The following is a 26,583-nucleotide window of genomic DNA, read 5'->3' as shown; positions in this document are numbered from 1 at the left end:
CGCGACCGGAAGATCAGAAGTCGAAGCCGAGTTGGCCCCCGCTTTCCAGCGCGGCCGCCTCGGCGGAGAGGCGGACCTTTTTGAGGTGGCGCCACCGGGGCAACGCGTCCAGGTACGACCAGGAGAGCCGGTGGTACGGGGTGGGTCCCAGCTCTTCGAGCGCCGCTTTGTGGACCGGGGAAGGGTAGCCCGCGTTGGCACCGAAGCCGTAGGCCGCGTAGGGCTCGGCGTCGGCCTCCAGCTCCGCCATGAGGGCGTCACGGCGGACCTTCGCGATGACGGAGGCGGCGGCGACGGCGATGCAGGACTGGTCGCCCTTGATCACCGTGCGGACCTGCCAGGGGCTGCCGAGGTAGTCGTGCTTGCCGTCGAGGATGACCGCGTCGGGGCGTACGGGAAGGCCTTCGAGCGCCCGGATCGCCGCGAGGCGCAGGGCCGCGGTCATTCCGAGTGCGTCGATCTCCTCCGGGGAGGCGTCGCCGAGCGCGTACGCCGTGACCCACTGCTCCAGCTCGGCGGCGAGCACGGTGCGGCGCTTGGGGGTGAGCAGTTTGGAGTCGGTGAGGCCTTCGGGGGGCCGGCGCAGACCGGTGACGGCCGCGCACACCGTGACGGGGCCGGCCCACGCCCCGCGCCCGACTTCGTCGACTCCGGCGACGACCTTGGCGCCGCTGGTGGCGCGGAGCGATCGCTCGACAGTGTGAGTGGGAGGTTCGTACGGCATGGCGCAAGCCAGGTTACGCCGCCGGGTGCCGCGCGCGATACCCGGATTCCCCCAGGAGCCCGCGGAGGCCTTCCCGCCCGGCCGCGAGGGCGGTCGGGAAGGCCTCCGCGGGCCGGCCTCAGCCTCGTCGCGCGCGCACCAGCGGCATCATGACGCGGTCGATCACGGCGGCGATCTCGTCGTTCGACCATTCGCTTCCGCACACCTTGGAGCGGTACATCATCATGGCGGGGATCACGTCCAGAACGAGGTCGTCCATCGCGTCGGCGCGCACCTCGCCTCGCGTGATTCCGCGCTGAAGGACCTCCTTGAAGAGGCGGGTGGACGGCTCGACCACCCCGGTGACGATGAGCCCATGGAACCGTTCGGCGGAGTCCGCGTCGCATTCGTGAAGCACCGCCCGCAGGGCGAAGCCGGGCTTGGAGTACATGACGTCCCGGACCCGGAGGCAGAGCTCGTACAGGTCCTCGCGCACGCTGCCGTGCTCGGGGGCCTCGTCGAGCGTCGGCAGTCCGGCCTGGAGGGCGTCGGCGACGAGGTCCTCCTTCGACGGCCAGCGCCGGTACACCGCGGCCTTGCCCGTCTGCGCGCCGACCGCGACGCCCTCCATCGTCAGACCGCTCCAGCCGACGCTTCCGAGCTGGTCGAGCGTGGCCTCCAGAATGGCCCGTTCGAGTACGGGACCGCGGCGTCGCGGCGACACCCCTTCCGGCCGGGCGGCGGCCGCGGAGCGCGAAGTAACCATCAGGATCTCTCCGTTGTGGCGATGCGGGTCGTCGGCAGTGCCCAGTGAACGGTTGCGTTCACTGAGGGGGACTCACTACCGTGGTGAACAGTGAACGGGTGCGTTCACTAATTCTTCCGTGGGGGATCCATAGTGACAACTTCTTCGCTGGACACCCAGACCAAGGACGGACCCGCTCGCGCCGCGGGCCGGCCGGGCATCGCCCTCGCCGTCATCGCCGCCTGTCAGTTGATGGTCGTCCTCGACGCCACCATCGTGAACATCGCCCTGCCGCACATCCAGGACGCGCTCTCCTTCTCGACGACCGACCTGTCGTGGGTGCTCAGCGCCTACACGCTCACCTTCGGCGGCCTCCTGCTGCTCGGCGGCCGGGCCGGCGACATCCTGGGGCGCCGCCGGGTGTTCCTGGCCGGCATCCTGCTCTTCACCTTCGCCTCGCTGCTCGGCGGCTTCGCCCAGGAGCCCTGGCAGCTGCTCGTCGCGCGGGCCCTGCAGGGGGTGGGCGGCGCCATCGCCTCGCCGACCTCGCTCGCGCTGATCACCACGACGTTCCCCGAAGGGCCGGAACGCAACCGGGCGTTCGGCGTCTTCGCCGCGGTCTCGGCGGGCGGCGGCGCCATCGGCCTGCTCGCCGGCGGCATGCTGACCGAGTGGCTCGACTGGCGCTGGGTCCTCTTCGTCAACGTGCCGATCGGTCTGCTGATCGCCTTCCTCACCCCGCGCTACATCGCCGAGTCCGAGCGCCACCCGGGCCGCTTCGACATCGTGGGCGCCGCCACCTCGACGCTCGGCATGGCGGCGCTGGTGTACGGGTTCATCCGGGCCTCCGAGGAGGGCTGGAGGGACGCGCTGACGATCGGCTCCTTCGTGACGGCAGTGGTCCTCCTGGTGGCCTTCGTCCTCGTGGAACAGCGCGCCAAGGAACCGATCACCCCGCTCCGGATGTTCGCGGACCGCAACCGCTCGGGCACGTACGTCATCATGCTCAGCCTGGCGGCCGCCATGTTCGGCATGTTCTTCTTCATCGTGCTGTGGGTCCAGGACGTCCTGGGCTACAGCCCGATCCAATCCGGCCTCGCGTTCCTTCCCGTGACCGTCGCGATCGCCGTCGGGGCGGGTCTCGCCCAGCGGTTCCTGCCGACCCTCGGCCCCAAGCCGTTCATGGTGGCGGGTTCGGCGATCACCGCCGCCGGCCTCTTCTGGCAGATGTTCATCACGTCGGACAGCAGCTACGCCGACGGCGTCCTGGGCCCGATGCTCCTCTTCGGCTTCGGCATGGGCCTCAACTTCGTGACGCTCACCCTCACGGCCGTCTCCGGGGTCGCCCAGCACGAGGCGGGCGCCGCGTCGGGGCTGCTCAACGCCACCCAGCAGGTCGGCGGTTCGCTCGGCCTGTCCATCCTGGTCACGGTCTTCGGCACGGCGAGCCGCGAGGAGGGCGCCCGGCAGGGCCAGGCCTTCTTCGCGGCCGCGACCCCGGAGCAGAAGGCCGAGTTCGCCAAGACCAGACAGCTCCCTGCTCCCTGGGCACACGAGGTGCTGACCTCTGGCATCGCCTCGGCCTTCATGGCCGCCGCGGTGATGGCGCTGATCGCGCTGGTCACGGCCGTGCTGATGATCCGGGTCCGCAAGAGCGACCTGGAGGCGCTGAGCGGCCGCGCGGAGGCGGCGGGCCCGGTGGCCTGAGCCCGGGGCACGCGAGAGGCCCCATCGTGGAACGGCGAGGTCCCTCGCACCCCGGACGGGGCGCGAGGGACCTTCCTGCGTCATGCCGCGCCCGGCGGGCCCGTACGGCCGCGGAGGGCAGGTCCCTGGCTCAGGCGGTCGCCGTGTCCGTGACCCAGTCGGGCAGCGCCTCGGTCTGCCGCATCCAGTCGGCCGGCGGCGCTCCCGCCGCCGTGCCGGCCACCACGCCCCCGGCGATGGCGCAGGTCGTGTCGACGTCGCCGCCGACCTGCGCGGTCGTCCAGAACACCCGCTCGAAATCGCCGAGGCTCCGGGCCGCCGACCAGAGGGCGAACGGCACCGTGTCGTGGGCGCTCGTCCGCCGGCCACTGCCGAGCACGGCGGCGACCGTGCCGGCGTCGCCGTAGTCGAGCATGTCGCGGGCCCTGCGCAGGCCCGCCCCCACCGCGCTGCGCGGCACCAGGGCGATGACCCCGTCGAGGAGCGCCTCGGGTGTGGGCGGTCCGGCGGGGTCGGCCGCCAGGGCGGCCGCCGCGGCCACGGCCATGGCGCCGACCACGGCCTCCCGGTGCTGATGCGTCGTGTACGCGGAGATCTCGGCCTGGTGCGTCGCCTGCTCCGGGTCGTCCGCGTACCAGGCTCCGAGCGGGGCGATCCGCATGGCGGCACCGTTCCCCCAGGAGCCCTGGCCGTTGAAGAGCGCGGCGGCCAGCTCCCGCCAGTCGCCCCCCTCCCGGATGAGCCGGAGCATCCGGTTGACCGCCGGGCCGTAGCCGCGGTCGAAGTCGTGGTGTCGGGCGAAGGACAGGGCGAGTGCGTCCTGGTCGATCCGGTCGTGCCGCACGAGCACGGCCAGGACGGAGCAGGCCATCTCGGTGTCGTCGGTCCACTGCCAAGGGCCGGCGGGCAGCTCACGCCGCTTCAGCAGGGGGTAGTGGGCGGGTACGAAGAACTGGGAGCCCAGGGCGTCTCCCACGGACAGCCCGCGCAGGCTGGCCAGGGCGCGGTCGAAGCGCCGGTCGAGTGAGGAGTCAGCGGTCATCGCCTGGCCACTCTATCCGGTGTAACCGTACGGCTCCGGGGTACGCCAGCGTTCGAACGGCCTGTCCAAGCGGTACCGCCCGTCCTTGCCGAGCAGCAGGACGCGGGTCTCGGCGTTGTCGGGGTTCGACAGCGACTCGAATTCGGCGACCGTCCAGTGGAACCAGCGCATGCAGAAGAGCCGCATGGTCAGTCCATGGGTGACGATCAGGACGTTCGGCGGGTGGTCGGGCGCTTCGAAGCTGCGGTAGAGGCTCTCCAGGAACGCGCCGACCCGGTCGTAGACGTCCGCCCCCGACTCGCCCTGGGCGAAGCGGTAGAAGAAGTGTCCGTACGCGTCCCGGTACGCCTTCTGCAGGCGCACGTCCTCCCGCTCCTGCCAGTTGCCCCAGTCCTGTTCCCGCAGCCGGGGTTCCTCCCGCACCCGGACCTGCCCGGGAGGCAGCCGGAAGGCGCGGAGGGTCTCATGGGTGCGGCGGTACGGCGAGACGTAGACACTGACCGGTTCGTCGCCGAAGGTCTCCCGGAGCCGTATCCCCGTCGCCTCCGCCTGCCGGCGGCCGGTCTCGGTGAGCCTCAGGGCGTGGTCGGGCTCGCGTTCGTACACCGTGTCATCGACATTGCCCTCGGACTCTCCGTGCCGTACGAGAACGATGCGCCGCGGTCGTGCCATACCCCCGACCCTAGATCGCGGCTTCCCGACCGGCTCGACCGGGCCCGCATCCGGCCTCCGTACGGTGTACGAGTCCGCCCGCGCGGGCCCCGGTCACGGCGTGGCGACGCGCGCACCGCCCGTTCACACCGTCCACGCCGATTCGAGCTGCACGACGTCACCGGAGAGCGCCGCCACGTCGGCCGCCGTGCGGGCGCGCAGACCGAGCCGCTCGATGCGCTCCACCCGGTACTTGCCGTGCTCGGCGGCGGAATGCCATATCGAGAGCACCAGGAACTCGCTGCCGGGCGCCTCTCCGAAGAGGCCCCGCAGCATGCCGGGGGACCCGGCCATCGCCGGGTTCCACACCTTCTCCTGCATGAGCGCGAAGTGCTCGGCGCGGTCCTCGTGGACACGGCAGTGCGCCACCCGGGCCACGTCGGCGTCCGCGAACCGCGGCTCGAACCCCGTCTTCACGTCGAAGCGGTGGTCGAACAGCTTGACCTGGACGTCCTTGAAGGTGCCCACCTGCGAGGCAGCCAGACGATCGTGCGACCGCGCCATGAAGGAGTCATAGAACGCCCGGCTCTCCCAGAACGCGAAGATGTGGGCGACGTCCGGTCGAGCCCGGCTCCACCCGCCGCCCTGTCCCCGGAATCCCGGCTCACCGAGCAGCCCCGCCCATTTCCGCTGTCCCCGCTCGAACCCTCGACGGTCCGTCACGGTGCAGCGAATCCACTTGACCAGCACCGCGCCATCGTACGGGGCGGGGCTGCGCCCCGGCAGACCCTCTCAGACCCCCGTCGGGTGCAGACGCTCCAGTCCCGCGCGCTCCTCGTCGTCCAGTTCGATCCCGAAATCGTTCTCCAGCAGGGCGGCCAGTTCGGCGGCGGCGACCACTCGTTCCTCGGCGGTGCCGTCCGCCCGGACGGTCGACAGCGTGTCGCGCACCAGCGCCCTGCGCACGTCGGCGCCGGGTTGCTGGGCCACGACCTGGCCGAGGAAGCGCGACTGGGGGTGGCTGGAGCTGTAGTGGTTCATGACGGTGAAGTCACCCGGACAGAGGGACTGCGGAGCGAAGGCGTACAGGTCCGTCCAGCCCTGCCCCCGCAGGGAGCGCAGTACGTGGACGCCCTCGTCCTCGACGCCGATCCCGAAGGTCCAGCCGCCCTGCTCGACGCGCGCCCCGTCCCGCAGGGGCACCGGTTCCAGCGGCCCCTGCCAGCCGAACCCCACGTCGGCGAGCCACGGCCCGCCGTCCACGGTGACGACGAGGAGGGCGTGGGTGACGGGCGGCAGGGCCGCGCCGCGCGAGCGGTTGCGGGCGCCGCGGCCGGCCACCGGGAACCCGATGCGTTCGAGCACCGCGGCGAACAGGGAGTTCTGCTCGTAGCAGTAGCCTCCTCGGCGCCGCTCGACGAGCTTGCCCTGGAGGGCCTTCAGGTCGAGCGGAACCGCCCTCCCGAGGGCGACGTCCAGGTTTTCGAACGGGATCGCCCGGACGTGTGCCCGGTGAAGTGCCGTCAGGGTCCGCAGATCGACGGCGAGTTCGCCGTCCCGGGCGACGTCGTATCCGATTCGAGCCAGATATGCGTCGAGATCCAGCTCGTCACCGCTCCACAAACCGCTCTCCCCCTCAAGCGCCGGGTCCACTGTCGTAGCCCCATGACACCATGAGCAATCAGCACACGACCATGGGCTTTTCGGTGACTGGACGGTACGCGGCGAGGTGTGCGCGGGGGCGCACAGGAAGAGGGGAAGCACGATGAGCGGACTCAACAAAGGGGTGTGCCGGGTCGAGGTGACGCTGAGGTGGGACCCCGCGCCGGCCGGCGCGCCGGCGCATGACCTGGACATCGTCGCGGGCGTCTTCTCTGCGGCGGATCCGCACGGGGTACCGGTCTACCTGGTGCACTTCGGCAGCCGCTCCCCCGACGGCACGATCACGCTCCACCGCGACAGCCGTACGGGACAGGGCTTCGGCTACGACGAGGCCATGACCCTGGAGCTGGACCGGCTGGCCCCGGAGTACGCGCGCGTGGTGGTGGGCGTGGCGATACAGCAGAACGGCGGACGGCTGGCGTTCGGTGGGATAGCCAACACGGGCATACGGGTCCGCGAGGGGTACGACGACCTCCTGACGCACGACTTCGCGGACGTGCCGGACGCATTGTCGGCGACGGTCGTGGAGTTCACCCGCGCCGGGGCCGGCTGGTCGTACCGTCCGGTCAGCCACGGCTTCGACGCCGACCCGCAGACCTTCGGCACGCTGCTGGGCACCGCACGGGCCTGACCCTTCTCCCCGCGGGCACGGAAGGAGGCGTAGACCGACGGTTGACGCCTCCGCCGGCCCCGCCCGGCGTCACGATCCGACCCCGCCCCACGCGTCGGCCTCATGAACCCACGAAGATCCGCCCCCGCCCCCATTCGTGCGTACGGACGTCGACGCGTCCTCGCCGGCCCTGAAAGGCGCTTCCGGGTACGACGAAGGGGACCGGCACTCGGCCGATCCCCTTCGTGGACCGCTGGTCAGCGAACCCTACGCGCTACGCCGGACGCACGCGTCCGGCGCTGCCGCCCGGCGTCAGCTGCAGCCACTGGTGGAGCCGCAGCCCTCGCAGATGTAGCAGGAGCCGGCGCGCTGCATCTTGGTGCCGCAGGAGAAGCAGAGCGGGGCGTCGGCGCTGATGCCGAGCTGCATCTCGACGAGCTCCGCGGAGGTGTGGGCCTGCTTGGGGGCCGGTACCTCGGTCAGGGGGGCCGGGACCGTGACGGCCTTCAGCTCCTGGGCGCGGGGGGCGGACTGGGCGAGCGCCTCGACGTCGACCTCCTCCTCGGCCTGCTCGTACGAGCCGGTGTCGAGGTGGCGCTGACGCTCCTCGGCCGAGTGGATGCCGAGGGCGGAGCGGGTCTCGAAGGGCAGGAAGTCGAGCGCCAGGCGGCGGAAGATGTAGTCGACGATCGACTGCGCCATCCGCACGTCCGGGTCGTCCGTCATGCCGGCCGGCTCGAAGCGCATGTTGGTGAACTTCGAGACGTACGTCTCCAGCGGGACGCCGTACTGCAGACCGACGGAGACGGCGATGGAGAAGGCGTCCATCATGCCGGCGAGGGTCGAACCCTGCTTGGACATCTTCAGGAAGACCTCGCCGAGACCGTCGTCCGGGTAGGAGTTGGCGGTCATGTAGCCCTCGGCGCCGCCGACGGTGAAGGAGGTGGTGATCCCCGGGCGGCCCTTGGGCAGGCGCTTGCGGACCGGACGGTACTCGACGACCTTCTCGACGGCCGCGCGGATCGTCGCCTCGGACTTCGCGGTGACCTCGGCCTTCTCGTTCTCCTTCTTCTTGGCGGAGAGCGGCTGGCCGACCTTGCAGTTGTCGCGGTAGATGGCGAGCGCCTTGACGCCCATCTTCCACGCCTCGAAGTAGACCTCCTCGACGTCCTCGACCGTGGCCGTCTCCGGCAGGTTCACGGTCTTGGAGAGGGCGCCGGAGATCCAGGGCTGGATGGCGGCCATCATGCGGACGTGGCCCATCGCGGAGATGGAGCGCTCGCCCATGGCGCAGTCGAAGACCTCGTAGTGCTCGGTCTTGAGGCCGGGGGCGTCGATCACGTTGCCGTGCTCGGCGATGTGGGCGACGATCGCCTCGATCTGCTCCTCCTGGTAACCCAGGCGGCGCAGGGCCTGCGGGACGGTGCCGTTGACGATCTGCATCGAGCCGCCGCCGACGAGCTTCTTGAACTTGACCAGGGCGAGGTCGGGCTCGAGGCCGGTGGTGTCGCAGGACATCGCGAGGCCGATGGTGCCGGTGGGGGCGATGACCGAGGCCTGGGCGTTGCGGAAGCCGTTCTTGGCGCCGAGGCGGATCACGTCCTGCCAGGCCTCCGTGGCGGCGGCCCAGATCGGCGAGTCCAGGTCGTCCATGCGGACGGCCTTGGTGTTCTCGTCGGCGTGCTGCTGCATGACGCGCTGGTGCGGCGCGGCGTTGCGGGCGTAGCCGTCGTAGGCGCCGACGACCGCGGCGAGCTCGGCGGAGCGCTTGTACGAGGTGCCGGTCATCAGGGAGGTGATGGCACCGGCGAGGGCGCGGCCGCCGTCGGAGTCGTACGCGTGGCCGGTCGCCATCAGCAGGGCGCCGAGGTTGGCGTAGCCGATGCCGAGCTGGCGGTAGGCGCGGGTGTTCTCGCCGATCTTCTGGGTGGGGAAGTCGGCGAAGCAGATGGAGACGTCCATCGCGGTGATGACGAGCTCGACGACCTTGGCGAAGCGCTCGACGTCGAAGGACTGGTTGCCCTTGCCGTCGTCCTTGAGGAACTTCATGAGGTTCAGCGAGGCGAGGTTGCAGGACGTGTTGTCCAGGTGCATGTACTCGCTGCACGGGTTCGAGCCGTTGATGCGGCCGGACTCGGGGCAGGTGTGCCAGTGGTTGATCGTGTCGTCGTACTGGATGCCCGGGTCGGCACAGGCCCACGCGGCCTCGGCCATCTTGCGGAAGAGCGACTTGGCGTCGACCTCCTCGATGACCTCGCCGGTCATGCGCGAGGTGAGGCCGAACTTCCCGCCCGACTCGACGGCCTTCATGAACCTGTCGTTCACGCGGACGGAGTTGTTGGCGTTCTGGTACTGGACGGACGTGATGTCGTCGCCGCCCAGGTCCATGTCGAAGCCCGCGTCGCGCAGCGCGCGGATCTTCTCCTCCTCCTTGACCTTGGTCTGGATGAAGTCCTCGATGTCGGGGTGGTCGACGTCGAGGATGACCATCTTGGCCGCGCGGCGGGTGGCGCCGCCCGACTTGATCGTTCCCGCGGAGGCGTCGGCGCCGCGCATGAAGGAGACCGGGCCGGAGGCGTTGCCGCCGGAGGAGAGCAGCTCCTTGGAGGAGCGGATGCGGGAGAGGTTCAGGCCGGCTCCGGAGCCGCCCTTGAAGATCATGCCCTCTTCCTTGTACCAGTCGAGGATGGACTCCATGGAGTCGTCGACCGACAGGATGAAGCAGGCGGAGACCTGCTGGGGCTGCGGGGTGCCGACGTTGAACCAGACCGGCGAGTTGAAGCTGAAGATCTGGTGCAGGAGGGCGTAGGCCAGCTCGTGCTCGAAGATCTCGGCGTCGGCGGGCGAGGCGAAGTAGCCGTACTCCTCGCCGGCCTTCGTGTACGTCTTCACGATGCGGTCGATGAGCTGCTTGAGACCGGTCTCGCGCTGCGGGGAACCGACGGCCCCGCGGAAGTACTTGCTGGTGACGATGTTGACCGCGTTCACCGACCAGAAGTCGGGGAACTCGACGCCACGCTGCTCGAAGTTGATCGAGCCGTCGCGCCAGTTGGTCATGACGACGTCTCGGCGCTCCCAGGCCACCTCGTCGTACGGATGCACGCCGGGGGTGGTGTGGATGCGCTCGATACGCAGGCCCTTGCTCGCCGACTTGGTTCCCTTGGTGCGGGAACCACGTGCCGGGCCGCTCGCCGTCTCTGTCATGCCGCCTCCCATATACGGGCAAAACACACTTTGGCACCCAGATAGTCCCAGGGCACCGTCTTCTGTACGTCGTTACGTCGTTCTGTACTGCTGCCACGAGGACCGCGCGGGTCGCTCGGGGCACGTCTGCCGGGCCGCACCGCGGCCGGTCGCCGGGCCGTGTCGGCCCGGACCGCCGATCAGTCGGCGGCGGTGGCGGGAACGGGGACCTCGGGGGTCACACCGGTCCCGCTGTTCTCAGCGGGAGGCCGCACGCGGAGCTCCGCGATGGCGGCCTCGAAGTCTTCGAGGCTGTTGAAGGCCTTGTACACGGACGCGAAGCGCAGGTACGCGACGAGGTCGAGCTCCTGCAAGGGGCCGAGAATGGCCAGACCCACGTCGTGGGTGGTCAGTTCGGCGCTCCCGGTGGCGCGCACCGCCTCCTCGACCCGCTGACCGAGCTTGGCGAGGGCGTCCTCGGTGACCGGTCGCCCCTGGCACGCCTTGCGGACGCCGGAGATGACCTTGGTGCGGCTGAAGGGCTCGGTGACGCCGGAGCGCTTCACCACCATGAGCGAGCACGTCTCCACCGTCGTGAAACGACGGGAGCAGTCGGGGCACTGGCGACGGCGACGGATCGACGTCCCGTCGTCGGTGGTGCGACTGTCGACGACACGGCTGTCGGGGTGCCTGCAGAAGGGGCAATGCAAGGTTCCGACCCTTCCTCACGGCACGACTGGTGGGCTCGCCGACCCGTCAAGGCCCTGCGAAGCGACCACCAGCATAGGCGATGCGTGCCCCCTCGGCGGACCGAGGACCACAACCCCTGGGTGGCCGGTGACATACAACCACTAGATCTGGGGTTGGGGGCGATTCCACGCCCTGCGCGTGTCGCGACGCCCCCGCTGCCGGGTTTCCGGCCCCCCGGATGCGACACTGAGAGGCGCGACGAACGCCCGCGAAGCGGCTGCGGGGCTGCCCGTCGCCTCATCGCGACGGCGGCGTGAAAGTGCTCATACACCCCCATGCACAGAGGCGTAAGGCAATCTGCGATTTTTCACTCGAACGTGTGTTTGGCGCAACCTTTCGAAAGCTACTACCGTTGTGCCAGCGAGGGAGACCATTCGAGAGGGGCCGACGACGTGACCACCACCGCAGACAGTGCCACCATCACCGCCCAGGACCGCTCCCAGGGCCGACTCGAGCCGGTGCACGCCATGAATGACACAAGCATGAACGGCGAGGATCCCGGGCGACCCGCCCGCGCCCTCCCCGGCCGACCTCCAGGCATCAGGGCCGACAGCTCCGGCCTCACCGACCGGCAGCGCCGGGTCATCGAGGTCATCCGTGACTCCGTCCAGCGGCGCGGCTACCCGCCGTCGATGCGTGAGATCGGGCAGGCGGTGGGCCTCTCCAGCACGTCCTCGGTGGCCCATCAGCTCATGGCGCTGGAGCGCAAGGGCTTCCTCCGGCGCGACCCGCACCGCCCGCGGGCGTACGAGGTGCGCGGATCGGACCAGCCGAACACCCAGCCGACGGACACCACGGGCAAGCCCGCCGCGTCGTACGTCCCGCTGGTCGGCCGGATCGCCGCCGGTGGCCCCATCCTGGCCGAGGAGTCCGTCGAGGACGTCTTCCCGCTCCCCCGGCAGCTGGTCGGCGACGGCGAGCTCTTCGTGCTGAAGGTCGTCGGCGACTCGATGATCGAGGCCGCGATCTGCGACGGCGACTGGGTCACCGTCCGCCGCCAGCCCGTCGCGGAGAACGGCGACATCGTCGCCGCCATGCTCGACGGCGAGGCCACCGTGAAGCGCTTCAAGCGCGAGGACGGCCACGTCTGGCTGCTCCCGCACAACGCGGCGTACCAGCCCATCCCCGGCGACGAGGCCACCATCCTCGGCAAGGTCGTGGCGGTGCTGCGGCGGGTGTGACGCTCCCCGCCGGCTCTGACCGGGCCCCGGGACCAACTGCGCCGGTCCCGGGGCCCTGCCGTGTCCGGAAGGACCCCGACCCCCGTGGGGGGGGGAGCCTCAGCCGCCCGCCGTCTTCGAGGCCGCGTCGATCGCAGCCAGGGACTTCCGCACCTGGTTGCGGTCCGTCGTGTACCAGAAGTCGGGCAGCGAGGCCTTCAGATAGCTGCCGTACCGGGCCGTGGCCAGGCGCGGGTCGAGGACCGCCACGACACCCCGGTCCCCCGTGGCGCGCACCAGCCGGCCCGCGCCCTGCGCCATCAGCAGGGCGGCATGCGTGGCCGCCACGGCCATGAAGCCGTTCCCCCCGGCCTCCTCGACCGCCTTCTGGCGGGCACTCATCAGCGGATCGTCCGGGCGCGGGAACGGGATCTTGTCCATGACGACCAGCTGACAGCTGGGCCCCGGGACGTCCACGCCCTGCCAGAGCGACAGCGTGCCGAAGAGACAGGTCTTCGGGTCGGCGGCGAAGTTCTTGATCAGCTCGCCCAGGGTGTCCTCGCCCTGGAGCAGGATCGGCAGCTCCGGGTTCCGGGTCCGCAGCTCCTCCGCGGCCTGCTGCGCCGCTCGCATGGACGAGAACAGGCCCAGGGTCCGGCCGCCGGCCGCCTGCATCAGTTCGGTGAGCTCGTCGAGCATGTCGCCGCGCTCCCCGTCCCGCGCGGGGCGGGAGAGGTGCTTGGCGACGTACAGGATGCCCTGCTTCGGGTAGTCGAACGGGGAGCCGACGTCGATGCCCTTCCAGACGGGCAGGTCGTCGCCCGTGGTGCCCTCGGGGGCGAGACCGAGCGAGGCGCCGACGCCGTTGAAGTCGCCGCCGAGCTTGAGCGTGGCCGAGGCCAGGACCACCGACCGCTCGGTGAAGAGCTTCTCCCTGAGCAGACCCGAGACGGTGAGCGGGGCGACCCGCAGCGACGCGCCGAAGCGGTCGTGACGCTCGTACCAGACGACGTCGTACTCCGAGCCCTGCGTGATCCGCTCCGCCACGCCGTGGACGGTCTCCACCGAGGCCATCGCCTGCTTGCGCACGGCGTCCTCGTCCTGCACGGACCGGTCCCGGGTCGAGCCGAGCGCCGTGATCACGGCACGGGCCGCGTCGCGCAACGCCATCAGGGCATACGCCAGGTCCTCCGGGATCTCCTCCAGGCGACCCGGCAGAGCCAGCTCCATGACCCGCTCGAAGCCCTCGGCCGCGGTCTGCAGCTGGTCCGCGACCTTCTCGTCGACGAGCTTCGCCGAACGGCGTACGGCCCGGTTGACCTGGCCCGGGGTGAGCTCGCCCGTGGCCACCCCGGTGACCCGGGAGACCAGCTCGTGGGCCTCGTCGACGATGAGCACCTCGTGCTGCGGGAGCACCGGGGCGCCCTCGATCGCGTCGATGGCGAGCAGGGCGTGGTTGGTGACGACGACATCGGCGAGCTTGGCGCGCTCACGGGCGGCCTCGGCGAAGCACTCCGCGCCGTACGCGCACTTGCTCGCGCCGAGGCACTCCCGGGAGGACACCGAGACCTGCGCCCACGCCTTGTCGGAGACACCGGGCGTCAGGTCGTCCCGGTCGCCGGTCTCCGTCTCGTCCGACCAGTCCCGCAGCCGCAGCAGGTCCTGGCCCAGCTTGCTGCTGGGCGCCGCCGCCTCGAAGGGGTCGAACAGGCCGTCCTCCTCGTCCTGCGGGACCCCTTCGTGGAGCCGGTGCAGACAGAGGTAGTTCGACCGGCCCTTGAGCATGGCGAACTGCGGGCGACGGCGCAGCTGCGGGTGCAGCGCGTCGACCGTACGCGGAAGGTCGCGCTCGACGAGCTGGCGCTGCAGCGCCAGGGTGGCCGTGGCCACCACCACGCGCTCCCCCTGGGCCAGCGCCGGCACGAGGTAGCCGAGCGACTTGCCGGTACCGGTACCGGCCTGGACGAGGAGGTGGGAGTTGTCGTCGATGGCCTCGGCGACGGCCGTGGCCATGGTGACCTGGCCGGGGCGCTCCGTGCCGCCGACGGCGGAGACGGCGGCGTGGAGGAGGTCGGGGAGGGATGGCTTCGTCATAGCCCTTCCAGCCTACGGGGCACCACTGACAGCTCGATCACGTCGCCCACGCGTGCGCGTCACGCGAGCGGGTTGGGGACGGTGCCGTGGACGGCGGCGTGGGGGCGCTCGGGCCGGTCGCGGTAGCCGTCCAGGTGCAGACGGTTGCGGTTGAGGCAGAGCCGCTCGATGCGCGGCGTGAGGAGGTCGAAGAGCTCGAACCGTTCCTTCAGCTCGGGGAAGCGCGCCTGGTGGCGGAGGATCTCCGCGCGGACGAGTGCCCAGAAGTCCGTCTCGGACACGCCGAGTTGTTCCTCGCACAGCGGCGCCAGGTAGCGGAAGACGCCGACGAAGAGCCCCGAATGGATGAACTGGACGAGGAAGTCCGGCTCCTCGGTGAGGAGGACGGCACGGACGTCGTCCGGCATCGTCCCGTGCTCGGGGAGGGACTGGGCGCTGATGTTCACGTCGTCGACGAAGTCCTTGATCGCCAGGCGTACGGGGACGTCGTCGCCGTCGTAGACGACGATCGCGTTCTCTCCGTGCGGGGAGAAGACCGTGCCGTAGCGGTACAGGAAGTGCAGCAGCGGCGGGAGGAGGGCGCCGAAGAGGTGCCGGAGCCAGACCGCGGGGTCGAGGCCGGAGCGGGCGACGAGTTCGGCGACGAACGCCCGCCCGTCCGGGTCCGTGTGGAGCAGGGAGGCGAGGGTGCGGGCCCGCTCCCCCGGGGGCAGCCGCAGCGGCTCGCGCCAGATCGCGCCGAGCAGTTCCTTGTACTGGTACGGGACTTCGGGCAGCCGGTCGTAGAGGGGGTGCTCGACGGTGACGGAGGCGACCTCGCCGAGGAGGATCACCCCGCACTCGTCCCGCAGGAACGGGTCCACCTCGCGCAGGCCCTGGACCCAGGCGGTCACGGCGGGCGCGGCGAGGGTGCGCTCCGTGGGCAGTCCGCGCCAGACGAGGGTGTTGAGCACGGACAGCGGGAGCTTGACCGTGTGCCGGTCGGGCCGGGAGGCGTTGAGGAAGGTCCGCACGGACTGCTGCGGCAGCCGGAGGTCCGTGTCGGCCGAGAGCGGTACGACGGTCCCGGCGGCGACGGCCGGGGCGTAGAGCGGGAGCAGGACCTCGTCCCACTGCCAGGGGTGGACGGGCAGCAGGAGGTAGCCGTCGGGCTCGTGCCCGCGGGCCGTGAGCTCGGCGCGGAAGGCGGCGTGGACCTCGGGGTCGAGCTCCTGGGCGTAGAGGCGGTCGGGGGTGTCGAGGCCGGGCACGCCGCGGTAGGCGGCGAGGCGGTTGCTGACGGCGATCCACGGCAGCCGGGCGGCGCGCCGGGCCTCGGGGGCCCACCGTGCGGCGTCGCCGGCGGAGAACCCGACGCGCCCCTTGTTGAGGACGATCCAGGGGTGGCCCGTCTGGTGGCCTTCGAGTTCGGCGTACGGGAGGTCGGCGAGCCGGGCGGCGGGGAGGGCTGTGTGGTCGAGGCGGGTGTCGGCGGCGAGGGTGGCGGAGAGCTCGCGGATGAGGTGGCCGAGGGTGGCGCCGTCGAGCCGCAGGAGCCGGCGGGCGCGGACGAGGAAGTCGAGGGGGTCGGTCATGGGCCGGCCGTCGTGGGTGATCGAGTCGGCGGCGACCCGCCAGCTGCCGTAGGCGCCCCTTCGGGCCCGGAAGGTGAGCGTGGTGCCGTCGTCGAGCACGAGGGCGTGGCCGTCGGGGGCGTCGTCCTCCTGGGGCACGGGTTCCAGGATCTCTTCGTAGGCGAATTCCGCCAGGGCCTTGGCGAGCAGTCGGGAGGAGGCCCGCGTCCAGGCGGCGGCGGTCAGCTCGGGGGGTGCGAGCAGCCTGGGGACGGGGTCCGCCGCGTCCGCGGGGGACGGGGCGGGCGGCGTGGGCCGCGCGGAGTCGTGGGGTGCAGGGGACGTCGACACGGGGACTCCTCGGGGTGGGAACCGCTGTGGGCCGAGCGGTGTATGAAAGACAGAGGGTTGTTCACAGAACGTGACGGAGCGCGCGGTCACGGATCATGAGCGCCGCTCGCTTGTCGGGGAGGTCGACTTCCGCCGCGTAGCGGAAGCCGCCACTGAGGAACGCGGAGACGGAGGGGGTGTTGCGGATGTCGGGTTCGGCGACGACACGGGCGCAGCGGGGACGGTGGTCGAGGACGAGATCGGCGACGGCGCGCAGGAGCGTCGTGCCGACGCCACGGCCGCGGTCGGTGACGCCTCCGATCAGCAGATGGACACCCGTGTCGTGGGGCCGCGCCGGGTAGTGCCGGGCGAGGGGGTCGAGATCGGCGCGGTAGAGCTCGAAGTAGCTCATGGGGGTGCCGTCGAGGACGCCGAGGCACGGGACGCTCCGGCCGTCCCCCTCCAGTTGGGCCCGGAGGTGTTCTGCCGTCACGGCCTCGGGGCCGGCCAGCTCCCAGAAGGCGGCGACGGCGGGGTCGTTCATCCACCGCGTCAGGAGGGGCAGGTCCCGTTCGAGTCGCACGGGGACGAGCTGGAAGGAGCCGACCGGTGTCGTGGTCGGGCCCCAGTCGGCGACGGAGTCCAGGAGGTCGCCGTCGAGAAGGGCGACGAGGTCGTCGACCCTCAGGTCGAGGGTGTCGTCCCCGGGCGGGTCGACCGGTGGGCGGGTGGGGGACACGGTGTCGCTCTCCTCTCGGCGGTGTGATCCGGGCGTGGGCGGCCCGGTGGGGCGTCGGGTGGTCGCCGGGTGGTGCGTGCGGGTGGTGCGTGTGTTCAGGGGGTGCGGAGGGGGTTGCTGACGGTGACGTAGACGGACTGGGTGTCGACCGGGCCGACGAGTTCGTCCAGGCCGTGCAGGCGGGTGAGGAGGTTGGCCTTGCTGCGCAGGGTGGCGGCTTCCAGGAGCCGGTGCGGCAGGGGTGAGCCCAGGCCGGTGGCGGAGGCGAGGAAGCTGCGGAAGGCGGCGAGGAGGACCCGCTCGTCGGCGAGGCGCTGGGAGCCGAAGGCGCCGATGAGACCGAGGACGTTGTTGATGCCGAGGTAGTAGGCGAAGCGTTCGTCGGTGACGGGGTCGGAGACAAAGGTGTCGCTGTGGGCGCCGATGCCGGGGAGGCGGCTTTCCAGCTCGCCCCGGCGGGACTCCCGGAAGTAGTAGCCCTGGTTGTCCCGGTAGCGGCCGCCGACCGGCCAGCCGTCCGGGTCGAGCAGGACCAGGGTGTTCTGCTGGTGGGCTTCCAGGGCGATGCCGGCGTGTCCGTCGAGCCAGAGGATGGGGCGGACGACCTGGTCGAGGTAACGGAGGAACCACTCGGCGGCGACGGCCGTGACGGGGCGTCCGGTGCGGGCGGAGAGCCGGACGACGAGGTCGGCGAGCCGGGAGCGCATGGCGGTGCTCCCGGACCAGGGGCGGGGGGTGGTGAGCGAGGCGATGCAGACGGCGTCGTCGCCGGGGCCGAAGGGGTTGTGGCGGACCATGACGTCGAGTCCGGGGACGGGGGTCCCGTCCGGGGCGTCCACGGCGAGCCAGGCGGGGTCGCGGACGATGTCGAAGCCCGGGTGGACCGCCTGCCACTCGTCGACGAGGCCGGTGCGGAGCAGCCGGTGGACCTCGACGCCGCGGTGGAGCTCCTTGCGGAGGTTCTCGCGGCGGGAGTTGGTGATCCGCAGTCCGAGGGAGAGCTTGAGCATGGCCCGGGCGCCGGGGCGGTGCACGGTACGGACGGAGGAGGTGGGGTGCCAGGGGCTGCCGTGGAGGCCGAGGTCGTGGAGGAGGCCGGCGTCGAGGAGGGCGCGGACGTCGGCGCGGTGCAGGAGTTCGCGGGCCTGCCAGGGGTGGAGGGGCAGGGGCGCGGTGCCGGCGGGGAAGTCGAGCCCTTCGGCGAGGGCGGCGGCGAGCTGCTCCGCGGTGACGGGACGGCCCTGTTCGGTCCAGGCGGAGTCGGAGGCCAGGAGGGAGGAGTCGACGGCCATCCAGTGGAGCGGGAAGGCGCCCTGCAGCTCGGGCGAGTAGAGCAGGCCCTCGGCCTCGGAGAGGCCTTCGCGGCTCTTGGGGGTGGGGTGCAGCGGGTGACCGAGCAGCAGGGACTGCTCGGCCGCGAGGAAGAGGTCGGCGTCCGGGTGCGGCTGCGGCCGGTGGCGGCGCGCGATGAGGAAGTCGGCGGTGCGGCGGGCGGAGTCGGCGACGCGGCCGACGAGTTCGGCGCCCTCGGGGCGGCCGGTCTCCCTGCTCAGGAGGGCGGCCACGGTGACGGCGTCGGCGGTCGGCGCGGTGGCCGGGAGGCCTTCGAGGGTGGGGGCGCCGAAGCGGTGCCAGCCGGTGGGCGACCAGTAGCGGACGGGGACGAGGAGGGCGGTGCCACTGGCGTCGAGGGGGATGCGCAGGGTCGTGGAGGCGGGTGCGGGGAGGTTCTTCTCCCGGACCCAGCAGCGGAGGAGGTTCTCGACGGCGGCCGTGTCGGCGGCCCGCCGCGGGTCGGGGTCGTCGAGCGGATCCGCCACGGCCGCCGGGCGGTGGGTCCTGGAGTCGTACGGCCCCGAGTGCTGGCGCGGGACCGTGGGCTCCTCGGCGGGGCCGACGTCCTCGGCGGGGGTGGTGGCGGCGGCAGGGGTGATGGCGGCGGCGGTGGTCGGGAAGGGAGCCGCGGTGGCGGCGGCCGCGGAGGCGGGGGCTGTGACGGCGGCGGCCGCGGAGGCGGGGGGCGCGGAGGCGGGGGGCGCGGAGGCGGGGGTGGGGGCTGCGGAGGTGAGTGCCTCGATGTCGAGGGGCGCCTCGGTCTCGGGAGCCGGGGAGGTGGGCGTGGCGTTCACGGGGGCTTCCTAAGGGTGGGGCCGGGGGCGGTCCGGGTCAGTGGGCCGGCCTGGGGGCGGTCCGGGGGGCCGGGGCCCGGCGGGAGGCGGGCGGGTGGGGGGTGTGGGCCCGTTCGGCGGCGGCCAGGGCGTCGGCGAAGCGGTCGAGGACGGCGGTGGCCTGCTCGTCGGTGAGGGTGAGCGGGGGCAGCAGCCGGACCACCGCGGAGTGGCGGCCGCCGAGTTCGACGATGAGGCCGCGGGCGAGGCACTCCTGCTGGACGGCGCGGGCCAGGGCGGGTGCGGCGGGGGGGACGGAGTCGTCGGGCCCGGCCGCGTCGGGGTCGACGACCTCGACACCGATCATCAGTCCCCGGCCACGGACGTCGCCGACGCAGGGGTGGGCGGCGGCGAGGTCCTGGAGTCGGCCGAGGATGCGGGCGCCGAGGATGCCGGCCCGCTCGGCGAGCTGGTTCTCGCGGACGTACGCGAGGGTGGCGGTGCCGGCCGCCATGGCGAGCTGGTTGCCGCGGAAGGTGCCCGCGTGGGCGCCCGGTTCCCAGGTGTCGAGCTCGGACCTGTAGACGATGACGGCGAGCGGGAGGGAGCCGCCGATGGCCTTCGAGAGGACCATGACGTCGGGCACGACACCGCTGTGCTCGACGGCCCAGAAGGCGCCGGTGCGGCCGACGCCGGTCTGGACCTCGTCGACGACGAGGGGGATGGAGCGGTCGGCGGTGATCGCGCGCATCCGGCGCATCCAGTCGTCGGGGGCGGGGATCACGCCGCCTTCGCCCTGGACGGCCTCGACGATCATTCCGGCGGGGGCGGGGACACCGCTCTTGGGGTCGTCGAGGAGGTTCTCGGTCCAGGTCGCGGAGAGTTCCGCGCCGCGTTCGCCGCCGACGCCGAAGGGGCAGCGGTAGCGCTGCGGGTAGGGCAGCCGGGTCACCCGGACGTCGTCGGCGCCGCCGGACGCGGCGAGGGCGCCGGCGGTCATGCCGTGGTAGGCGCCGGTGAAGGCGAGGAGGCCGCGTCGGCCGGTGGCGGTGCGGACGAGTTTGAGGGCCGCCTCGACGGCGTCGGTGCCGGCCGGTCCGCAGAACTGGATGCGGGCGTCGGCGGCGAGTTCGCCCGGCAGGGTCGCGAACAGCTCCGAGGTGAAGGCGTCCTTCACCGGGGTGGCGAGGTCGAGGACGTGGAGCGGTGCGCCCGAGTCGAGGACCTTCTTGACGGCTTCGAGCACCACGGGGTGGTTGTGGCCGAGGGCGAGCGTCCCGGCGCCGGAGAGGCAGTCCAGGTAACGGCGGCCGTCGGCGCCTTCGATGGTCAGTCCCCTGGCCCGCACCGGGACGATCGGCAGCGAGCGGGCGTAGGTGCGCGCGGCTGACTCGCGCTGGGACTGACGGCCCAGGATGCCTTCGTACCCGCCCCCTTGGTCCGTCGGGGTGTGCGCCCGGGCGGCCGGTGGTACGGCCGGAGCTGATTCGGTCACGGCCACGGCTCGGTGTCCTCCCGCGGTAACAGTTGCGTTGCACATCGGAGCCGGGTCGGGCCGCCCGCAAGGGCCGTCCCGATCGCCACCGTTGTGTCCCCCGTACGTACCAACGACGGGAACTGCCGGGGATCACGGGCCGGGGGCAAGTTCTTGGCGTGTCCCGGATCACGGCACGGCAACGGCCGAACGCTGCACGGAACCGATCACGGGGCGCGTACCGTCCCCTCCGGCACCGGCATAGTGGGGGCCGTCGGTCGCGCCCGGGAGGGCACGGCCGCCCTTCACCACGCACATGTAGGACAAGTTGACGTAGTCCCAGGGGGATCACGAGATGCGATCGATTCGCCCGCTGCTGATGGCGGCTTCCGCCGTCGCGGCGCTGACGCTCACCGCCACGGCCTGCGGGCCGAGCGAGGAGAACGCGGGAGACAAGCCCAGCGCGCCCGCGAGCCTGAACCCGGCCGACAAGATCAAGATTCCGGAGGACCTGAAGGAGCGTCTGAAGGAGCACGGGATCGACCTCGACAAGTGGCGCGGCGGCGAGTGGAAGAACTGGGACCGCGACAAGTGGCTTCGTGAGGCCAAGGACTTCGTCAACCCGATCATCGAGGACCTCTGGGACCCGGACCGGATGCGGGAGGCCGAGCGCCCCGACAAGCCGGTCGAGGAGGAGGACATCTCGGGTGACAAGGGTGTCACCGACCCGACGCCGGACCCGGTCCGGGCGAAGGCGGTGGACGCCGAGTACCACGCCAACGCCCCCGAGTCGGGGAAGGTCTTCTTCGACGGTCCCGAGGGCTCGATGGTCTGCTCGGCCACGGTCGTGAAGGACCCGGCGCACCCGGGCAAGTCCAACATGGTGTGGACGGCCGGCCACTGCGTGCACAAGGGGAAGCAGGGCGGCTGGTACCGCAACATCGCCTTCGTCCCCTCGTACAACGACGCCGCGCTGCCGACGCCGGAGCTGGAGAAGGCGACGCGTGAGCAGATCGCCCCGTACGGCGTGTGGTGGGCGGACTGGGTCAAGACCTCCGACCAGTGGATCTCCCAGGGCGCGTCCACCGGCGGCGCGGGCGCTCCGTACGACTTCGCGGTCATCCAGGTGACCCCGGAGAAGGGCTCCTCGGGCAAGTCCCTGGAGGAGACGGTGGGTTCGGCCCTTCCGGTCGACTTCAACGCGCCGGCGGTGCCGAAGATCACCAGCCTGACGGCGACCGGTTACCCGGCGGCGCCGCCGTTCGACGGCCAGAAGATGTTCCAGTGCCAGGACAAGCCGGGCCGGCTGTCCCTGAAGGCCGAGCAGCCGACGATGTACCGGATCGGCTGCACGATGACCGGCGGTTCGTCCGGCGGCGGCTGGGTCGCCCAGGGCGCTGACGGCAAGCCGGCGCTGGTGTCGAACACCTCGATCGGCCCGTCGTCGGCCGGCTGGCTCGCGGGGCCGCGCCTCGGCGCCGAGGCCAAGGCCATCTTCGACGAGGTCAGCAAGAAGTACGCCGACCGCTAGGCGGCTCATGGAGGCGGGGCCCCTCGGGTCCCGCCTCCTGCTGTGTCCGGCCCGACCGGCATACTGTGCACCGCTCATGACACGTCCATGGCAACACTGACATGGCAAGACCAACGGGGAATCGATTCATGCGTCCTGTACGAGCCCTACCCGCCGCCCTCGGCCTGGCCGTCGCGCTCGCGCTGACCGCCACGGCCTGCGGCCCCACCGAGACTCCCGCGGCCGACAAGCCGGCGGTCGAGGCGAGCGGTCCGGCACCGGCCGGGGACGACGCCGGCGCCGGCCTGACCAAGGACCTCGCCGACAAGCTCAAGAAGCACGGCGTCGACCTGGACAAGTGGAAGGACGGCGAGTGGAAGAACTGGGACCAGGAGACCTGGCTCCGTGAGGCCGAGGACTTCGTCAACCCGGTGATCGAGGGCCTCTGGGACCCGGCGCGCATGCAGTCGGCGAAGAGCCCGGACCCGACGATCACCGCGCAGGCCGGCACCGGCGGCAGCGACCCGACCCCGCGGCCCGTCAGGGCGCAGCGCGAGAAGACGCCGTACCACCGCAACGCGGCGCCGGTCGGGAAGATCTTCTTCGACTCGCCGCAGGGCCACATGGTCTGCTCCGGCACCATCGTGAAGGACCCGCGCCGGCCCGGGAAGTCGAACCTGGTCTGGACGGCCGGCCACTGCGTCCACGCGGGCAAGAAGGGCGGCTGGTACCGCAACATCACCTTCGTCCCGGCCTTCAACGACCTGGGCAAGTCCCCCGCGGCGCTCGGCAACGCGCAGCCGCACGAGGTGTACCCCTACGGCCAGTACTGGGCCGACTGGGCCGTGACCTCGGGTGAGTGGCTCCAGCGCGGCGGCACGAACCAGGCCTGGCCGTACGACTACGCCGTGCTGCACGTGCAGCCGGAGCGGGGCCGCAAGTCCCTGGAGGAGACGGTCGGCGTCGCCCTGCCCGTCGACTTCTCGGCGCCCACGCCCGCGCAGTCCGGCACGGTCGGCGCCTGGGGATACCCGGCCGCTCCCCCGTACAACGGCATGATCATGCACAAGTGCCTGGACCGCGCGACGCGGTACCTCACCGCTCCGGCCACGCCGACGATGTACCGCATCGGCTGCTCGATGACCGGTGGCTCCTCGGGCGGCGGCTGGTTCCGCGTGCTGCCGAACGGCACGACGGCGCTCGTGTCGAACACCTCGATCGGCCCGGCCGGCGGCAACGGCTGGCTCGCGGGCCCGCTGCTCGGCAAGGGCGCCAAGGCCGCCCACGAGATGGTCAGCAAGAAGTTCGCCCGCTGACCCGAACCACGGCACCACGACGGAGGGCGCTGTCCTCCTCCCCTCGCGGGGAGGAGGACAGCGCCCTCCGCGTGTCGCGGCCGGTCAGTGCGCGGCGGGAACGAACGGCGCGAGCAGCGCCCCCAGCTCCTCGTGCACCCGGGCCTTGAGCAGCGTGCCCTCCGGGGTGTGCTCCTCGGACTCGACCTCGCCCTCGGCGTGCACCCGGGAGACGAGACCTCCGTGCGTGTACGGCACGAGGACCTCGAGCTCGACCTGCGGGCGCGGCAGCTCCGCGTCGATGAGCGCGAGCAGCTCCTCGATGCCCTGGCCCGAGCGGGCCGAGACGACCATGGAGTGCTTCTCGGTCCGCAGCAGCCGCTGGAGGACCAGCGGGTCGGCCGCGTCCGCCTTGTTGATGATGACGATCTCCGGCACGTTCACCGCGCCGACGTCCCGGAAGACCTCGCGCACGGCGGCCAGCTGCTCCTCGGGCGCCGGGTGCGAACCGTCCACCACGTGCAGGATGAGGTCGGACTCGGCGACCTCCTCCATGGTGGAGCGGAACGCCTCGACCAGGTGGTGCGGCAGGTGCCGGACGAAGCCGACCGTGTCGGCCAGGGTGTACACCCGGCCGGTGGGCGTCTCGGCCCGGCGCACGGTCGGGTCGAGGGTGGCGAACAGCGCGTTCTCCACCAGCACGCCCGCGCCGGTCAGCCGGTTGAGCAGGGAGGACTTGCCTGCGTTGGTGTATCCGGCGATGGCGACCGACGGCACCTTGTTCCGGCGCCGCTCCTGCCGCTTGATGTCGCGGCCGGTCTTCATCTCCGCGATCTCCCGGCGCATCTTCGCCATCTTCTCGCGGATGCGGCGCCGGTCGGTCTCGATCTTGGTCTCACCGGGACCACGGGTGGCCATGCCGCCACCGCCGCCGCCACCCATCTGCCGGGAGAGCGACTGGCCCCAGCCACGCAGGCGCGGCAGCATGTACTGCATCTGCGCGAGCGCGACCTGGGCCTTGCCCTCTCGGGACTTGGCGTGCTGGGCGAAGATGTCGAGGATGAGTGCGGTCCGGTCGACCACCTTCACCTTGACGACGTCTTCGAGGGCGATGAGCTGGCCGGGGCTGAGCTCGCCGTCGCAGACGACGGTGTCGGCACCGGTCTCGATCACGATGTCGCGCAGCTCGCGCGCCTTGCCCGAGCCGATGAAGGTGGCCGGGTCCGGCTTGTCGCGGCGCTGGATCACGCCGTCGAGCACGAGGGCGCCCGCCGTCTCGGCGAGGGCGGCGAGCTCCGCGAGGGAGTTCTCCGCGTCCTGCACCGTCCCCGAGGTCCACACACCGACCAGCACGACGCGCTCGAGGCGCAGCTGGCGGTACTCGACCTCGGTGACGTCCTCGAGCTCGGTGGAGAGGCCGGCGACACGGCGCAGGGCCGCGCGCTCGGAGCGGTCGAGCTGGTCGCCGTCCCGCGCTCCGTCGATCTCGTGGCTCCAGGCGACGTCCTCTTCCATCAGGGCATCGGCCCGAAGGCTCTCTGTACGGCTCGTCTCCGCGAAGCTCTGCTCGTCCTGGGAAGGGGAAGAAGAGGAGGTCATTGGATCCTTACGTCGAATGAGGCGATGGGTCTGTGTCCTCGGCAACGCGTGGGGGCTCCGGAAGATTCCCGGGGCCGGCCGCGTCGCCAACCTGAAGATGGTGGCACGGCCCGGCCGGGCCCGTCACCCGGGTTTCGCGGCGGTCCTGGCGGCGTCGGCCGGGCGGCTGCGCCAGTCCGGGTGCCCGGGCATCGCGGGGGTCTTCGCCGCGTACAGCCAGCCCTGGAAGAAGGCGGTGAGGTCCCGGCCCGCGATCTCGCCGGCCAGCGCGGTGAAGTCGGCGGTGCCGGCGGTGCCGTCCCGGTGGTCGGCGACCCAACGGCGCTCCAGGCGCCGGAAGGCGTCGGTGCCGATCTCCTGGCGGAGCGCGTACAGGACGAGGGCGCTGCCGTCGTAGACGACGGGGCGGAAGAGGCTGATCTTGTGGTCGGGCGAGGGGGGCTCGGGGGCGGCGGGCGGGCCGCCGTCGGCGCGCCAGCCGTCGGAGGCCGCGTAGGCCGCCTTCATGCGCCGCTCCAGGGACTTTCCGGCGGTCTCCTCGGCGTACAGCGCCTCGTACCAGCTGGCGTGTCCCTCGTTGAGCCACAGGTCGGACCAGGTCCGGGGGGAGACGCTGTCGCCGAACCACTGGTGGGCCAGCTCGTGGACCATGACCGAGTCGACGTACCACTCCGGGTAGCCCGGTTCGGTGAAGAGGCCGCGTTCGAAGAGCGAGAGGGTCTGGGTCTCCAGCTCGAAGCCGGTGTCGGCGTCGGCGACGAGGACCCCGTACGTCTCGAAGGGGTACGCGCCGACCTGCCGCTCCATCCACTCCAGGTGGCCCGGGGTCCTGCGCAGCCAGGGCTCCATCAGCTTCCGGTCGGCGGTGGGCACGACGTCCCGGACGGGCAGGCCGTGCGGCCCGTCGCGGTGCACGACGGTGGAGCGGCCGATGGAGATCTGGGCGAGCTCCGTGGCCATGGGGTGGCGGGTGCGGTACGTCCAGGTGGTGGTGGCGCCGTGGTCGGCGCGGCCCCCGGGGAGTCCGTTGGCGACGACGGTGAGGTCGCTGGGGGCGGTGACGCGGAAGGTGAAGTACGCCTTGTCGGCGGGGTGGTCGTTGGAGGGGAAGACCCGGTGGGCGGCGTCGGCCTGGTTGGCCATGGCGAGGCCGTCGCCGGTGCGGACCCAGCCGCCGGTGTCGGCGGGACCGCTGGGGTCGCTGGTGTGGGTGACGGTGATCTCGATCCGTTCGCCGGCGTCGATCGCGACGGCGGGGGTGACGACCAGGTCCTCGCCGCTGCTCGTGTGGGCCGCGGGGAGGCCGTCGACGGTGACGGCGGAGACCTCGCCGTGGGTGAAGTCGAGGTTGAGCCGTTCCAGGTCGTCGGTGGCGAGCGCGTCGATCGTGGTCACGGCGGCGAGCGGCTCGGTGTTCACCCCCGGGTAGGTGACGTCGAGGTGGTACGCGAGCACGTCGTAGCCGGGGTTCCCGAGGTGCGGGAAGAGCCGGTCGCCGATGCCGAGCGGCGGAGGGGCGGGCAGCGCGGCGGCGACGAGCCCGGCGGAGGCGGCGACCAGGACGGCGGAGCGGAGCCACCGCGCGCGGGGCAGGGGCGTTCGGACGAGCGGCATGGACCAGGGCCTTTCCGGAGGACTGGCCCTACGGCTACCAGGGGATCCCCCGCT

At 71.8% G+C, this 26,583-nt stretch carries 20 protein-coding genes; 5 read left to right on the top strand and 15 right to left on the bottom strand.

The annotated features are described in order from the left end of the window. Positions 1-13 precede the first annotated feature (13 nt). Together AC067A_RS22245 and AC067A_RS22240 are read right to left on the bottom strand one after the other, a co-directional pair. On the bottom strand, positions 14-724 hold the full coding sequence (locus AC067A_RS22245; RefSeq protein WP_479244224.1) for a ribonuclease HII: 711 nt from the start codon (positions 722-724) through the stop codon (positions 14-16). Between the two features lie 118 nt (positions 725-842). Further along, entirely contained in the window at positions 843-1,469 is a 627-nt protein-coding gene (locus tag AC067A_RS22240; RefSeq protein ID WP_479244223.1) for a TetR/AcrR family transcriptional regulator, read from the bottom strand. Between the two features lie 132 nt (positions 1,470-1,601). Between AC067A_RS22240 and AC067A_RS22235 the strand changes: the two genes are divergently transcribed. Beyond that, positions 1,602-3,155, top strand: coding sequence for an MFS transporter (locus tag AC067A_RS22235; RefSeq protein WP_479244222.1), 1,554 nt, complete (start codon positions 1,602-1,604; stop codon positions 3,153-3,155). Between the two features lie 130 nt (positions 3,156-3,285). On the opposite strand, the gene AC067A_RS22230 is transcribed toward AC067A_RS22235, so the two are convergent. The 4 genes from AC067A_RS22230 to AC067A_RS22215 all read right to left on the bottom strand — a co-directional run bounded on the left by AC067A_RS22230 (position 3,286) and on the right by AC067A_RS22215 (position 6,471). Beyond that, on the bottom strand, positions 3,286-4,197 hold the full coding sequence (locus tag AC067A_RS22230) for an ADP-ribosylglycohydrolase family protein (RefSeq protein WP_479244221.1): 912 nt from the start codon (positions 4,195-4,197) through the stop codon (positions 3,286-3,288). A gap of 12 nt (positions 4,198-4,209) precedes the next feature. Then, the gene (locus tag AC067A_RS22225; protein ID WP_479244220.1) at positions 4,210-4,869 is read right to left on the bottom strand and encodes a histidine phosphatase family protein; all 660 of its coding nucleotides are present in this window, start codon (positions 4,867-4,869) and stop codon (positions 4,210-4,212) included. Positions 4,870-4,992: 123 nt separating this feature from the next. Then, positions 4,993-5,598 (bottom strand): YdbC family protein, encoded by a 606-nt coding sequence (locus AC067A_RS22220; protein ID WP_479244219.1) that lies wholly within the window; start codon positions 5,596-5,598, stop codon positions 4,993-4,995. A 42-nt stretch (positions 5,599-5,640) separates the two neighbouring features. Next, complete coding sequence (locus tag AC067A_RS22215) at positions 5,641-6,471, bottom strand: arylamine N-acetyltransferase family protein (protein ID WP_479244218.1); 831 nt, start codon at positions 6,469-6,471, stop codon at positions 5,641-5,643. 142 nt (positions 6,472-6,613) lie between these two features. Between AC067A_RS22215 and AC067A_RS22210 the strand changes: the two genes are divergently transcribed. Then, positions 6,614-7,141, top strand: coding sequence for a TerD family protein (locus AC067A_RS22210; protein ID WP_479244217.1), 528 nt, complete (start codon positions 6,614-6,616; stop codon positions 7,139-7,141). Positions 7,142-7,432: 291 nt separating this feature from the next. Here AC067A_RS22210 and AC067A_RS22205 read toward each other — a convergent pair whose 3' ends face one another. Both AC067A_RS22205 and nrdR read right to left on the bottom strand, forming a co-directional pair. Continuing rightward, complete coding sequence (locus tag AC067A_RS22205) at positions 7,433-10,324, bottom strand: vitamin B12-dependent ribonucleotide reductase (protein ID WP_479244216.1); 2,892 nt, start codon at positions 10,322-10,324, stop codon at positions 7,433-7,435. A gap of 179 nt (positions 10,325-10,503) precedes the next feature. Then, the gene (gene nrdR / locus AC067A_RS22200; protein ID WP_479244215.1) at positions 10,504-11,013 is read right to left on the bottom strand and encodes a transcriptional regulator NrdR; all 510 of its coding nucleotides are present in this window, start codon (positions 11,011-11,013) and stop codon (positions 10,504-10,506) included. 432 nt (positions 11,014-11,445) lie between these two features. Here nrdR and lexA point away from each other — a divergent pair, with 432 nt between their 5' ends. Next, on the top strand, positions 11,446-12,234 hold the full coding sequence (lexA, locus tag AC067A_RS22195; RefSeq protein ID WP_479244214.1) for a transcriptional repressor LexA: 789 nt from the start codon (positions 11,446-11,448) through the stop codon (positions 12,232-12,234). A gap of 99 nt (positions 12,235-12,333) precedes the next feature. Here lexA and AC067A_RS22190 read toward each other — a convergent pair whose 3' ends face one another. The 5 genes from AC067A_RS22190 to AC067A_RS22170 all read right to left on the bottom strand — a co-directional run bounded on the left by AC067A_RS22190 (position 12,334) and on the right by AC067A_RS22170 (position 20,538). Then, positions 12,334-14,307 (bottom strand): ATP-dependent DNA helicase, encoded by a 1,974-nt coding sequence (locus AC067A_RS22190; RefSeq protein ID WP_479244213.1) that lies wholly within the window; start codon positions 14,305-14,307, stop codon positions 12,334-12,336. 59 nt (positions 14,308-14,366) lie between these two features. Continuing rightward, complete coding sequence (locus AC067A_RS22185; protein ID WP_479244212.1) at positions 14,367-16,211, bottom strand: IucA/IucC family protein; 1,845 nt, start codon at positions 16,209-16,211, stop codon at positions 14,367-14,369. A 61-nt stretch (positions 16,212-16,272) separates the two neighbouring features. Continuing rightward, positions 16,273-16,929: a GNAT family N-acetyltransferase gene (locus tag AC067A_RS22180; RefSeq protein ID WP_479244211.1), complete on the bottom strand. Its 657-nt coding sequence runs from the start codon at positions 16,927-16,929 to the stop codon at positions 16,273-16,275. A 95-nt stretch (positions 16,930-17,024) separates the two neighbouring features. Beyond that, the gene (locus AC067A_RS22175) at positions 17,025-19,058 is read right to left on the bottom strand and encodes an IucA/IucC family protein (RefSeq protein WP_479244210.1); all 2,034 of its coding nucleotides are present in this window, start codon (positions 19,056-19,058) and stop codon (positions 17,025-17,027) included. Between the two features lie 37 nt (positions 19,059-19,095). Next, positions 19,096-20,538, bottom strand: a complete 1,443-nt coding sequence (locus AC067A_RS22170; protein WP_479244209.1) for a diaminobutyrate--2-oxoglutarate transaminase family protein — start codon at positions 20,536-20,538, stop codon at positions 19,096-19,098. 328 nt (positions 20,539-20,866) lie between these two features. On the opposite strand from AC067A_RS22170, the gene AC067A_RS22165 reads away from it, so the two are divergent. Both AC067A_RS22165 and AC067A_RS22160 read left to right on the top strand, forming a co-directional pair. Further along, on the top strand, positions 20,867-22,042 hold the full coding sequence (locus AC067A_RS22165; RefSeq protein ID WP_479244208.1) for a trypsin-like serine peptidase: 1,176 nt from the start codon (positions 20,867-20,869) through the stop codon (positions 22,040-22,042). Positions 22,043-22,170: 128 nt separating this feature from the next. Continuing rightward, on the top strand, positions 22,171-23,337 hold the full coding sequence (locus AC067A_RS22160) for a trypsin-like serine peptidase (RefSeq protein WP_479244207.1): 1,167 nt from the start codon (positions 22,171-22,173) through the stop codon (positions 23,335-23,337). Between the two features lie 84 nt (positions 23,338-23,421). Here the strand turns inward: AC067A_RS22160 and hflX are convergent, their stop codons facing one another. Next, the gene (hflX, locus tag AC067A_RS22155) at positions 23,422-24,915 is read right to left on the bottom strand and encodes a GTPase HflX (RefSeq protein WP_479244206.1); all 1,494 of its coding nucleotides are present in this window, start codon (positions 24,913-24,915) and stop codon (positions 23,422-23,424) included. A 123-nt stretch (positions 24,916-25,038) separates the two neighbouring features. After that, positions 25,039-26,529, bottom strand: coding sequence for a M1 family metallopeptidase (locus AC067A_RS22150; protein ID WP_479244205.1), 1,491 nt, complete (start codon positions 26,527-26,529; stop codon positions 25,039-25,041). Positions 26,530-26,583: the final 54 nt, after the last annotated feature.

The sequence above is a fragment of the Streptomyces sp. NPDC043176 genome (genome assembly GCF_056436715.1).
Note: the sequence above shows the minus strand (reverse complement) of the source record. Positions and strands in the feature narration are given on the sequence as shown.

Excerpts from the sequence above, each read along its gene's own strand:
- AC067A_RS22245 (WP_479244224.1), bottom strand. The coding sequence starts at position 724 with ATGCCGTACGAACCTCCCACTCACACTGTCGAGCGATCGCTCCGCGCC.
- AC067A_RS22240 (WP_479244223.1), bottom strand. The coding sequence starts at position 1,469 with ATGGTTACTTCGCGCTCCGCGGCCGCCGCCCGGCCGGAAGGGGTGTCG.
- AC067A_RS22230 (WP_479244221.1), bottom strand. The coding sequence starts at position 4,197 with ATGACCGCTGACTCCTCACTCGACCGGCGCTTCGACCGCGCCCTGGCC.
- AC067A_RS22225 (WP_479244220.1), bottom strand. The coding sequence starts at position 4,869 with ATGGCACGACCGCGGCGCATCGTTCTCGTACGGCACGGAGAGTCCGAG.
- AC067A_RS22210 (WP_479244217.1), top strand. The coding sequence starts at position 6,614 with ATGAGCGGACTCAACAAAGGGGTGTGCCGGGTCGAGGTGACGCTGAGG.
- AC067A_RS22205 (WP_479244216.1), bottom strand. The coding sequence starts at position 10,324 with ATGACAGAGACGGCGAGCGGCCCGGCACGTGGTTCCCGCACCAAGGGA.
- AC067A_RS22190 (WP_479244213.1), bottom strand. The coding sequence starts at position 14,307 with ATGACGAAGCCATCCCTCCCCGACCTCCTCCACGCCGCCGTCTCCGCC.
- AC067A_RS22165 (WP_479244208.1), top strand. The coding sequence starts at position 20,867 with ATGCGATCGATTCGCCCGCTGCTGATGGCGGCTTCCGCCGTCGCGGCG.
- AC067A_RS22160 (WP_479244207.1), top strand. The coding sequence starts at position 22,171 with ATGCGTCCTGTACGAGCCCTACCCGCCGCCCTCGGCCTGGCCGTCGCG.
- hflX (WP_479244206.1), bottom strand. The coding sequence starts at position 24,915 with ATGACCTCCTCTTCTTCCCCTTCCCAGGACGAGCAGAGCTTCGCGGAG.
- AC067A_RS22150 (WP_479244205.1), bottom strand. The coding sequence starts at position 26,529 with ATGCCGCTCGTCCGAACGCCCCTGCCCCGCGCGCGGTGGCTCCGCTCC.